The sequence below is a fragment of the Novosphingobium mississippiense genome (genome assembly GCF_044029535.1).
Taxonomy (GTDB): domain Bacteria; phylum Pseudomonadota; class Alphaproteobacteria; order Sphingomonadales; family Sphingomonadaceae; genus Novosphingobium.
Genome location: NZ_CP147003.1, coordinates 1,374,473 through 1,385,000 on the forward strand (window position 1 = coordinate 1,374,473; position 10,528 = coordinate 1,385,000).

Genomic DNA, 10,528 nt, shown 5'->3' on the forward strand with positions numbered 1-10,528 from the left:
AACATCTCATGTCGGATCTCGCTGCCAACTCTGGCCTTACGCCCGAGCAACTCGCCGATCGCATGCTCCATCGCCGCGCAGTGGATGCCGTGATATGGGGAATGCCGGTCGTCAATTTTGACCTGATGTTCCAGCAAATGGTCGCGCTTGGCGGGGACTGGAACCAGATTGTGTGGTGGCCCGGGCTGCTCGACTGGAAGAACCAGACGCTCACACCTAATCCCGACGTCATCTACCTGATGCCGTTCTTCAACACCGAGGCCGGGCCCGTGGTTTTCGAGGTGCCTCCGGCCGACGACGGCGTGTTGAACGGAAGCGTGATGGACCGGTGGCAGGCCGCTATTGAGGACATCGGGCCGGGCGGCGTCGATAAGGGCAAGGGCGGCAAGTACCTGATCCTACCCCCCGGCTTTGCGGCCGAAGACGTGCCCGAGGGATACATTCCGATGCCATCCTACACCTATCGCGGCTATGCGCTGGTACGATCGGTGCTCAAGAGCGGGAGCGACGCCGACGTTGCTACCGCGATCGCCTATTCCCAGCGGCTCAAGGTCTATCCGCTGGCCGCGGCGGCCGATCCTCCGCAGACGGCTTATATCGATGCCGCGGGCACGGTATTCGATTCCACTATCCCCTACGACATGCGGTTTTTCGAATCGCTCGCCCGGATGGTCACCGCCGAACCTTGGCTGGAGCGTGACCTGGCGATGATCGATCCCCTGAAAACTCTGGGCATCGCCCGCGGCGAGCCATTCGCGCCGGATGCCAGGACCACGGCGGTCCTGAAGGACGCGATCGTCGAGGCCCATGGCTGGATCGAAACGCTCTACGGCGTGACCCCGCCATTCTATCCGGGAAAACGCTGGTTTTTCCCGGCGACCGACGAATTCTCGAAATCGGTCCAAGGCAATTTTCGGGTGCCCGATTCTTATCCTACCGACAACCGCGCCAACAATTACTCACTTGCCTTCTTCAGCGCCAAGCACATCGGCGAATCGCAATATTATCTGATGGTTGGCTACGACCGGGATGGGAGCCCGTTGGACGGTGGCGCAAGCTACCGCCTCAACGTTCCCGCCGGCGTGCCAGTCAAGCAGTACTGGTCGATCACTGTCTACGACCGGGAGACCCACGCATTCATTCGGGAATCTTCGCGCCAAGGGCGCTCGTCGCAATCACCGGGCCTTGCCGTAAACGCGGATGGGTCGGTCGACCTCGACTTCGGCCCATCGGCCCCGCAAGGCCGAGAGACCAACTGGATACCGACTGTGGCTGGCCGGAAGTTCGAGTTGCTTGCTCGCTTCTACGGCCCGGAACCCGCACTCTTTCAGAAGACCTGGCAACTCAACGATATCGAACGAACCTCCTGAGGAGATGCTCATGACCGACGCACTGACGCACGACTGGATCGATACCGGCACCGTCGAAACCTCTCTCGGCAACTTCGATTTTACCGGCGGCTATCCGAGCGCGGACGCCAGCAAGAGGCTACGGGATTTGCGCACACTCAACCGCGCGGTGGAAGTCTATCTGGACCAGATGCCGGTCGTATCCTGGTATCATGTCTGGAAAGGCGTCGCCGAATGGGGCGCTGCCGCGCCTAATCAGCTCGTCATCTGGCAAGAGTTGATGGATGCGCAGACGCTGCTGCTCACCGGCAATTCCGAAACGGTCTATGCGATCAGCGCGATCGATACGAAACGTGATGGGCCGGTGGTAATCGAATTGCCCGCCGGGCTGCTCGGCGGGGTGGCGGACCTGTGGCAGGACGACAATGCCGCAGTGGGACCGACCGGCGTAGACAAGGGCCAGGGCGGCAAACTGCTGCTGCTCCCGCCCGGTTATGATGGCCCAGTGCCGGACGGATATATCGTCGCCCAGGGCACGAGCTATCGGTTGGTGTTGGGCGTTCGCGGGTTTCTGGTGGATGGCAAGCCGGACCATGCGGTGGGCCTGATGCGGTCCATCCGCATCTACCCCCTAAGTGCTGCCGGCGCACCGCCTGCGCAAACCTACGCCGATGTCTCGAACACCGACATCGATACGATCTTCCGGGACGGCTATGGCTTCTTCGAGGATCTCGCGGGCATCATCGCCTATGAGGTCGATCATCTTTCCTCTGCGCAATGGTTCAATCTGGCCGCGATCGGGATCGAGAAGGACCAGGACTTCACGCCCGATCCCGCGCACAAAGCCTTGTTGGAGGAAGCGGCAAAGCTGGGCGCCGCGACGGCGCGCGCCAACACTTACGACTGCCCCGATCCGGTGCGACTGGTCTATCCCGATCGGAAATGGGAGCGGCTGTTCGTGGGTGGCACTGCAAGCTGGGACGAAAGAGGCTTCGTCAACAGCGACCACCGGGCCGGCTTCGCTTACGCCGCGATCGGCATGTCCCCGGCGATGGTGAAGAAGATCGTGGGCGGAGGCTCGCAATATCTGTTCAGTCCGCGTGACGCAGACGGTGATTATCTCGACGGCGGCAGGAACTACAAGCTGCACTATCCGGCCGACATTCCGGTCAAGGCATTCTGGTCGATCGTCGTCTATGATGCCGTGAGCCGTTCGATGCTTCAAAATGGCAACAAGTTCCCAACCGTCAGCGTCTATACGAACCCTGAATTCAACGCCGATGGCTCGATCGACTTCTATTTCGGCCCGAGTGTGCCGTCAGGAAAAGAGCGTAACTGGGTGAAGACCGTGCCCGGCCGAGGTTGGTTTCCGCTGCTTAGATTCTACGGCCCGCTCGACAATTGGTTCAACCAGGTGTGGAAGCCGGGCGATATAGAGAAGGACGCATAGGCTGCGCCAATGGCAGCGGTCTGGCGGCTACCGTGTACTCGGCTCCGAAAGCCGCTAATTCCTTCACCGCCAACCTCGCCCGTTCGGGAGCCGGACACCGGAAACCTCCGCTGTCCGGCTCCCGAACCGCCTCCAGCTTGCGCCGAATTTAGCCATGTTGACAGAGGCCGGTCTCCGCCCGCGCCCTTTGTCCATCAAGTGTCAAACGACACTGGTCGTCCAGTGCGCTGTGAATTTTGATGTCGTCTTCGTCGGACGCCTTTGTCTTTCGTATGCTTGAGGCCCATCCTGATATCCCTGATCGGCAGAATCCCTTTTGCTTGACCGGGTTTCTCCCGATTAGCTTGGCCTGCGCGGCCATGGTGGATTGTCCGGGTGTATTCAACGCCGGAAGGAAACGACCATGGCAGATGGAAAACCCAACATTCTCGTCATCTGGGGTGACGATATCGGGATTGCGAATATAAGTGCCTACTCTCATGGTCTTATGGGTTACGGGACGCCCAATATCGACCGACTCGCCGATGAGGGCCTGCAGTTCTTTCATTACTATGGCGAACAGTCCTGCACCGCCGGACGATCTGCGTTTCTGACCGGGCAGCACATCATCCGCAGCGGCCTCAGCAAGGTTGGATTTCCCGGGGCTCCAATGGGCATGAGCCAGTTGGATCCATCCATCGGCGGTTTGCTGAAAAACCTGGGCTACGCGACAGGGCAGTTCGGCAAGAACCACGTTGGCGATCGCAATGAATCGCTGCCGACCGTCAACGGCTTCGACGAATTCTTCGGTAATCTCTACCACCTCAATGCGGAGGAAGAGCCGGAATTGCCCGACTATCCGAAGGATCCGTCCTACGTCAAAAAGTTCGGCCCGCGTGGCGTTCTGCGCTGCAAGGCGACCGACATCGATGACCCAACGGAGGATCCGCGCTTCGGCAAGATCGGCAAGCAGACCATCGAGGATACCGGCGCGCTGACCAAGAAGCGCATGGAAACGATTGACGACGAGACATCGGCGGCCGCGATCGACTTCATGAAGCGCCAGAATGAAGCGGGCAAGCCGTTCTTCTGCTGGTTCAACACGACGCGCATGCATCTGCGCACCCATGTCCGTTCAGAGCATCGCGGGCGCTATGAGCATGGCGACAGCGAATATATCGACGGCATGATGGAGCATGACGATACGGTCGGCTCGGTTCTCGATGCGCTGGACGAAATGGGCATCACCAATGATACCATCGTGGTCTACAGCACCGACAACGGGCCGCACATGAATACCTGGCCCGACGGCGCCATGACCTGGTTCCGTTCCGAGAAGAACACGAACTGGGAGGGCGCCTTCCGCGTGCCTATGCTGGTCCGCTGGCCCGGCGTGATCGAGGCCGGAACCAAGACTAACGAATTGATGAGCCACAACGACTGGATCCCCACGCTCTGCGCGATCGCAGGCGAACCCGATATCGTCGGCAAGCTGAAGCAGGGCTACACGGCTAACGGGCTGGACTACAAGGTTCACCTCGACGGCTACGACCAGTCCGACTTCCTGCGCAGCGTGAAGGGCAGCGCGACCGTCAACAACGGAGCGAAGAGCGCGCGTAACAAGTTCTTCTACTCCGACGACGACGGTCTTCTCGTGGCGATGCGGCAGGGCGACTACAAGTACGTCTTCTCCGAACAGCGGATGGAAGGGACCATGGGCCTCTGGGCGGAGCCCTTCACCACGCTGCGGCTTCAGAAAATCTACAATCTGTTCCAGGATCCCTTCGAGCGTGCGGACATCACCTCGAACACGTATTGGGACTGGAACCTGAACCATGTCGGGGCGGCGTACGGCATGATGGCGGAGGTTTTCGAATTCGTCGAAACCTTCAAGACTTTCCCGCCGCGGTCCTTCCCGCCCAGCTTCAACCCCGCCAACATCCTGGAATCGACCCTGCACGCAATCAGGGCGGTCCGGACGCTCAAGCAGAACATCGATCCGGAACGTATCCGGGGCGATATCAAGCAGATCGTCGACGAAGCGCTGCAGCATCGCAGCAATTGAATGCGAGCCATCGTTTCCGCCCGAAGTGCGGGCTGGAAACGATGGCATCGGCAGATAGCCAGGAGAACTATATGCAATCGCCGCTTTCCAGTTGGAGCGATGGACCGGCAAAAGCGGCGATCCTGGCATTCGTCGGCCGTGTGTCTAGGCAGGATAGTCCCGATTTTCTGCCGCCGGAGGAGAGGATCGCGACCTTCGACAACGATGGGACGCTGTGGTGCGAGCAGCCCCTGCAAGTCCAGTTTTTCTTTGGGCGAGAGCAACTGGGCAAGCTGGCGCAGGCAGATCCGAGCCTCAAGGAACGTCAGCCCTACAAGGCTTTCCTCGAGCATGACCTTGGGGTCATCAAGCAACAGGGCAAGCAGGGGTTTTTCGAGGTCGCGGCAGCAACTCACGCAGGGATGACCGAAGACGAGTTTCACTCGCATGCGCGCGAGTGGCTGGCTCGGGCGAAAAATCCGCTCAAGGATCGAAGGTTCGTCGATCTGGTCTATCAGCCGCAACTCGAACTGCTGGATTTTCTGCGACAGAATGACTTTCGCGTCTTCATCGTGTCTGGCGGCGGGATCGATCTGATCCGCGCGTTCTCGGAAGAGGTTTATGGAGTACCCCGCTCGCAGGTCGTGGGTTCGAGCGTGAAAACGCGTACGGAAATCCAAGCCGGAAAGATCGATCTGCTCAAACTCGCTGAGTTGCAAAGTTTCGATGACCGGGAGGTCAAGGTCCAGAATATCGCGCTCCACATCGGGCGCCGCCCGGTCTTTGCCTTCGGAAACTCCGACGGCGATCTCGCTATGCTTCGCTACACCCTATCCGGAAGCGGACCGCGATTGGGTCTGCTCCTGCATCACGACGATGCGGAAAGGGAGTTCGCTTACGACCGGGAGTTTGTCGTGAGCCCGCTGGCCGAGGCGCTCGACCGGTCAGAGGAGTTCGGAATTGGCCTGGTCAGCATGAAGAATGACTGGAGGACAGTTTTCTGCCCTGACGGTGCTGTTTTCCCCAAATGATGGGATTAGAACGGCGCGCTGCGCTTCAGACTGCGAAGCCCGCCGCGCAGCTCGCTCGGTTTTGTTTCGATCCCTTTATCCTGCCATTCTGGCGGGAAACTGCGCCATCAGTTTGCCTACCTCCTTGTCGGCCTTGTCGGGGTTTAGCTTCGAGCCGACATCGTCCACTGCCTTGCCGGGCCAGAGAGGTCGATTGGTTTTTGCATCGAATGCATCCACGGAGAGCTGGCCTTCGGTATACTGACGGACATCAACCTGTCTGCCAAAAGCGTCCCAGGTATCGATATCGATCTTGTCCTTGGCGCCAACGGTGATGATCAGGGCAACATCGTCCGATTCCGCCTTGGGCGCTGAACTTCAGGAAGAAGTTCGCGACAATGCTCGCCGCCGGCCAGCGTTGTGCTCGGTCACGGTAAATTCGCCTTCAGAAAACCTGCCGAAATTGGCTCTCAGCGCTTGCCAACGCATTCTGAAGAAGGAGTGCATTCGCAAATTTCTGCATTTTTAGCGTGATAATTTTTCCTTGTGCGCCAATATCCGACTGTCATCCAGGCGAATCGGTGAATGCTTTTACTGCGGATTTTTTCGAGAGATCGACCGCATGCGAGAAACGGATCGAGAATCCCGTCCTAAACAGCCTCGCGAGCCTTCTTATGTGGACTCGCTGCTACCGCTGGTCATTTTGGCGGTGCTCGTCAGCGGCGCGGTTGTGTTGTTCGGGGTGGACGCGATGGCCGGGCCATTGCAGGTCGCGATGATGTTGGCCGGCATGGTGGCATCCCTGATTATCCTTAAGAACGGACATCCTTGGGAAAGCATCGCGGAGGCAGGTCGTCGCGGGGTCTCTTCAGTGGTGAGCGCGATTTTCATTTTGCTTGCAGTGGGTGCGCTGATCGGTACATGGAACATGGCAGGAACTATTCCCACGCTGGTATACTACGGACTGGGGATAATAGATCCCAACTGGTTCTATGTTACGGCGCTGATAGTTTGTGCAGTCACGTCGATCTGTATCGGCAGTTCCGTAAGCGTCCGATTTTAAAGGTCGGTCGCAGAAAAATGCCCCCCTAACCGCTGTTGCATGGTAGGATGCTATCCAGTCTCGGAGGTTGGCGCATGACCTTAGTCATCATTGCGGTTCTCTTTGCTTTGGCGCTTTGTGGCCTAGCTCGATCGGCTAATGCCCGGTTCCGCCTTGAAGATCGATTGCCGATGCAGTGGTGGCTAGACGGGAACGTGACCTGGTCGGTGCCGCGGCTAGTGGCCCTCGCTTTTATTCCGGCGCTGGCATTCTGTGTGCTTCTGAGTTTTGTCGTTTTGTCACTCAACATGCAACCGAGGCCAGGCCAAGAGGGCATGGTAGTTCCGACACTCATCGGGATTGGTGCTTTGTTCGTTCTCATCCAGCTTCTTCACTTCTGGATGATCGACAAGACTCTCCGCAGGAACGGCAGCTGACCACTCAAAATGGGCGCTCACTCCAGCGGGGTGGGCCAGTTCCACGGTAGCAATTCATTGACCCGGTTGATCGGGTGGCCCTTGCCGATGCGATCGAGCACATCCGCGAGCCACTCCTGCGGATTGACGCCGTTAAGCTTGGCCGTTTCGAGCAATGAGTACATGGCGGCAGCTCGCTCACCGCCGCAGTCGGCGCCAGCAAAAAGCCAATTCTTCCTGCCGAGGCAGATACTCCGCAGGGCATTCTCCGCCGGATTATTGTCGATCTCCAGCCTGCCGTCGTCGGTGTAGGTGAGCAGTTGCGGCTTGAGCTTCACGGCATAACGCAGCGCCTCGGCCAGCGGCGACCGGGCCGATGCCTTGGACAGTACGTCATCGGCCCAGACGAAGAACTCCAGCGCCTTGAGCTTCGAGAGCTTACGGGCCTTGCGACGAAAATCCGCCGGCTCACGCACGATCTGCCGCTCGACGTCGTAAAGCGCGCCGATCATCTGCAGGCCCTTGAGCGCAACTGAGTGCGGATCCGCCTTGTAGACATCGTTGAGTTTGCGCCGCGCATGCGCCCAACACGCGACGGGCGTGATCGGGGCTGGCTGGCGATCACTCGCGTAGAGGCGCTCGAAACCGGCATAGGCATCGGCTTGCAGGAAGCCTGCGAATGTCTTGAGGTGCTCACGCGGTCGCTCGCCCTTGCGATCGGGGCTGTAGCGGAACAGCGCTGCCGGCTTGTCCAGATGGCTCCATCGTCGGTTATCGCGAAGGTAGACCCATAGTCTGCCGGTCGCCGTCTTCCCGGTCCCCGGCGCTAATACCGGGACGGGTGTGTCGTCGGCGTGGAGCTTCACGCTGGCCATGACGTGGTCGGCGATCCGATCGACCAGCGGCTGCAGCAGCCAGCTTGCCTGGCCGAGCCAGTCCGCCATGGTCGAACGGCTGATCTCCACGCCCTCGCGAGCGTAAATCTGTGACTGGCGGTACAGCGGCAGATGATCGGCAAACTTGGAAACGATAACGTGGGTCAGCAGGCCGGGACCAGCACGGCCGCGCGGCACAGGAAGCGCCGGGGCCGGTGCCTGGCTGATTGCATCGCAGCGGTTGCAGGACAGCTTGGGCCGGACATGACGGACGACGCGGAAGCGGCCGGGGACATATTCCAGCACTTCGGTCACGTCCTCGCCGAGCTTGCCCATCGTGCCCCCACACGCGGAGCAGCCGTCGGCATCCGGCGCTGCGTGCATGACCTCGTCGCGAGGAAGATGATCGGGCAGCGGAGCACGGCGAGGCTTGCGAGGGGCAGCCCTAGCCGGGGAATCTTCGGGCACATGCCCCTCGATCACACACTCCGCATGGGCATGCTCGGCCTCGAGATCCTCCAGCGTCAACTCGAGCTGGTCGGCCTGAAGGGCAAGGCGTTCCGATGATTGACCGAACTTCATGCGCCGGAGGCGGGCCAGCTGGACCTTGAACTTCTCGATCTGCAGCGCCGTCAGCTTGATCGAGTTTTGAGCAGTCTGAAGCTTCTCGCGGGTCGCGTCATGGTCCGCCCGTTCGGCTTCCAGCGCCTGCTCCGAAACAGCCAGACGTGCGCGCATGGCCTCCGCAAAAGCGCGCAGTTCTGCGGGATCGGTAGGGAGTTCGAGATCGTCGGGAGACACGCTTCCCGTTAGCAGAATCCGGCCTTCCGCCCAAGCAGAAAGCCCGGAAATGCGGCGATTATCGCGTCAAATCTGCACCGGCAGGCGGGGCGGATCAGGGGCTACTGTGCGCCGCCAATCCATTGCTTCGATCAGCAGCGCAAACTGCGCTGGGGTGAGTACGACACCGCCGTCGATGAGCGGCGGCCAGACGAAACGGCTGCGTTCCAAACGCTTCGCGAACAGACAAAGCCCGCTCCCGTCCCAATGCAGTGCCTTCAGGTAGTTGCCGCTCTTGCTGCGGAACAGGAAGACATGCCCGCCGTAGGGCTCGACCGCGAATAGCGGGCGGACCAATGCAGCCAGCCCATCGAAACCGAGCCGCATGCTGACCGGCTTGCTCGCCAGATAGACCTTCGTTCCGGGCGCCAGCGAAATCACGACACGTCCCGGAATGCCCGTAGAACGCGGGCCAATGCCTTCTCGTTGACGTAGCTGTCCACCGACAGGCGAACGCCGCTGGGCAGATCTATGTCTATCGCGCCGGGGCGAGCGCCGGGATGCGGTCGGACCAGTTCGTCCGGCGCTGGCGGCATCGGCGACGAAACAGGTCGCGGCGCCTTCTGGGGCTCGGGAACCGCCGGCGCGGCCGCAGGTTCCGCCGTTATGATCGCGCCATAGGGAATGAACTCGAGCGCCTCGCTGGCGATGGCCGCCGCCTGACGACGCGCCGATCGCCAGTTGTAAATTAGGCTCTCGGCAATCTCGTGGCGCTCTGCGACCTGACGGACCGATACTCCGTCTGCATCTGCCTCGGCGAGGATCGCCGTCTTCTCGGCATCCGAAAACTTTCTGCGCCGCTCGGTGCGTGTGATGATCTCTACCCGGTCCTTCACTCGGCCTCCTTCTGGAGTCCAGAAAGAGACTCCTTAGCGGAAGTCCATCAGCGCCAACGCCGGATGCGACAACACGCCGGAGGCCGTACGCTTACACATCACCGCCTGCATCCCGTCAAAGAAAAACAGAAAGGTCCCGATCCCGCACGATGCCGTGCTCTATCGCCAGCGGCACAGGATCGAGAACATGTTCGGCAGGCTCAAGGATTGGCGGCGCATACACACTCGCTACGACCGCTGCGCCCACACCTTCATGTCTGCCATCTGCATCGCTGTAACCGTCATCTTCTGGCTCAATCAATGAGTCCTGATCTTAAGCAATATGGAGATCGTTCTGTATTGATAACCTTTCTCCCAGCATCCAACCGGGTCATATCCCAATCCTAATGGGTGGCACCGCATAGAGGGGGGCTTTACGGTTGTTTAGCCGGGATCGGCCCACCAAGGCGGATCACCGGAGGCTTGCGACCAGAGTGATAACTTCTTCCAAGCATTCCCTATGGAAATTGGGCAACATGAGCATCCGCTGTATCCGTTGCCAATGGGCAATAGATCGGCCAGTATCCTATAGTTCCCGTATTGGAGCGCAACCACGGTTCTCTCGCTGATGGGAAGCTCGTCGGTCGGTGTCTGAGGAGTAACTGTGGCGGCAACGGGACGCTGCCTCTCGCGATCAAGCTCGAGCGC

11 protein-coding genes and 1 pseudogene (1 of these 12 only partly in view) are annotated in these 10,528 nt (G+C 59.9%); 7 read left to right on the top strand and 5 right to left on the bottom strand.

Translation table 11 applies throughout. The features are described from left to right. Positions 1-8: 8 nt before the first annotated feature. From WBP06_RS24535 to WBP06_RS24550, 4 genes are all read left to right on the top strand, one after another. Positions 9-1,370 carry a DUF1214 domain-containing protein gene (locus WBP06_RS24535; protein ID WP_395334882.1) on the top strand — a complete coding sequence of 454 codons (1,362 nt, stop codon included), beginning with the start codon at positions 9-11 and terminating at the stop codon, positions 1,368-1,370. Positions 1,371-1,380: 10 nt separating this feature from the next. Beyond that, the gene (locus WBP06_RS24540) at positions 1,381-2,799 is read left to right on the top strand and encodes a DUF1254 domain-containing protein (RefSeq protein ID WP_395334883.1); all 1,419 of its coding nucleotides are present in this window, start codon (positions 1,381-1,383) and stop codon (positions 2,797-2,799) included. Between the two features lie 403 nt (positions 2,800-3,202). Then, on the top strand, positions 3,203-4,843 hold the full coding sequence (locus WBP06_RS24545) for an arylsulfatase (protein WP_395334884.1): 1,641 nt from the start codon (positions 3,203-3,205) through the stop codon (positions 4,841-4,843). 41 nt (positions 4,844-4,884) lie between these two features. Further along, positions 4,885-5,853 (top strand): HAD family hydrolase, encoded by a 969-nt coding sequence (locus WBP06_RS24550; RefSeq protein ID WP_395334886.1) that lies wholly within the window; start codon positions 4,885-4,887, stop codon positions 5,851-5,853. A 75-nt stretch (positions 5,854-5,928) separates the two neighbouring features. Here WBP06_RS24550 and WBP06_RS24555 read toward each other — a convergent pair whose 3' ends face one another. Beyond that, positions 5,929-6,174 (bottom strand): DUF4136 domain-containing protein, encoded by a 246-nt coding sequence (locus WBP06_RS24555; protein ID WP_395337575.1) that lies wholly within the window; start codon positions 6,172-6,174, stop codon positions 5,929-5,931. A gap of 280 nt (positions 6,175-6,454) precedes the next feature. Here WBP06_RS24555 and WBP06_RS24560 point away from each other — a divergent pair, with 280 nt between their 5' ends. Next, entirely contained in the window at positions 6,455-6,895 is a 441-nt protein-coding gene (locus WBP06_RS24560; protein WP_395334888.1) for a hypothetical protein, read from the top strand. 74 nt (positions 6,896-6,969) lie between these two features. Next, on the top strand, positions 6,970-7,311 hold the full coding sequence (locus WBP06_RS24565) for a hypothetical protein (protein ID WP_395331924.1): 342 nt from the start codon (positions 6,970-6,972) through the stop codon (positions 7,309-7,311). A 17-nt stretch (positions 7,312-7,328) separates the two neighbouring features. On the opposite strand, the gene tnpC is transcribed toward WBP06_RS24565, so the two are convergent. From tnpC to tnpA, 3 genes are all read right to left on the bottom strand, one after another. Further along, complete coding sequence (gene tnpC / locus WBP06_RS24570) at positions 7,329-8,903, bottom strand: IS66 family transposase (protein ID WP_395334018.1); 1,575 nt, start codon at positions 8,901-8,903, stop codon at positions 7,329-7,331. A 129-nt stretch (positions 8,904-9,032) separates the two neighbouring features. Then, positions 9,033-9,386 (bottom strand): IS66 family insertion sequence element accessory protein TnpB, encoded by a 354-nt coding sequence (tnpB, locus tag WBP06_RS24575; protein WP_395331926.1) that lies wholly within the window; start codon positions 9,384-9,386, stop codon positions 9,033-9,035. Further along, the gene (tnpA, locus tag WBP06_RS24580; protein ID WP_395334614.1) at positions 9,383-9,841 is read right to left on the bottom strand and encodes an IS66-like element accessory protein TnpA; all 459 of its coding nucleotides are present in this window, start codon (positions 9,839-9,841) and stop codon (positions 9,383-9,385) included. The genes tnpB and tnpA overlap by 4 nt, the downstream gene beginning before the upstream one ends. A 97-nt stretch (positions 9,842-9,938) precedes the next feature. On the opposite strand from tnpA, the pseudogene WBP06_RS24585 reads away from it, so the two are divergent. Further along, a pseudogene (locus WBP06_RS24585) lies at positions 9,939-10,145 on the top strand (transposase); the annotation flags it as partial. 119 nt (positions 10,146-10,264) lie between these two features. Here the strand turns inward: WBP06_RS24585 and WBP06_RS24590 are convergent. Further along, positions 10,265-10,528, bottom strand: partial view of a sigma factor-like helix-turn-helix DNA-binding protein gene (locus WBP06_RS24590; protein WP_395334890.1) — the 3' portion only. The gene runs 147 nt beyond the window's last position; the window shows 264 of its 411 coding nt (coding positions 148-411); the start codon falls outside the window, past its right edge — the gene reads right to left on this strand; the stop codon is at positions 10,265-10,267.

Excerpts from the sequence above, each read along its gene's own strand:
- WBP06_RS24535 (WP_395334882.1), top strand. The coding sequence starts at position 9 with ATGTCGGATCTCGCTGCCAACTCTGGCCTTACGCCCGAGCAACTCGCC.
- tnpC (WP_395334018.1), bottom strand. The coding sequence starts at position 8,903 with ATGCGCGCACGTCTGGCTGTTTCGGAGCAGGCGCTGGAAGCCGAACGG.
- WBP06_RS24560 (WP_395334888.1), top strand. The coding sequence starts at position 6,455 with ATGCGAGAAACGGATCGAGAATCCCGTCCTAAACAGCCTCGCGAGCCT.
- WBP06_RS24565 (WP_395331924.1), top strand. The coding sequence starts at position 6,970 with ATGACCTTAGTCATCATTGCGGTTCTCTTTGCTTTGGCGCTTTGTGGC.
- WBP06_RS24545 (WP_395334884.1), top strand. The coding sequence starts at position 3,203 with ATGGCAGATGGAAAACCCAACATTCTCGTCATCTGGGGTGACGATATC.
- WBP06_RS24550 (WP_395334886.1), top strand. The coding sequence starts at position 4,885 with ATGGCATCGGCAGATAGCCAGGAGAACTATATGCAATCGCCGCTTTCC.
- WBP06_RS24540 (WP_395334883.1), top strand. The coding sequence starts at position 1,381 with ATGACCGACGCACTGACGCACGACTGGATCGATACCGGCACCGTCGAA.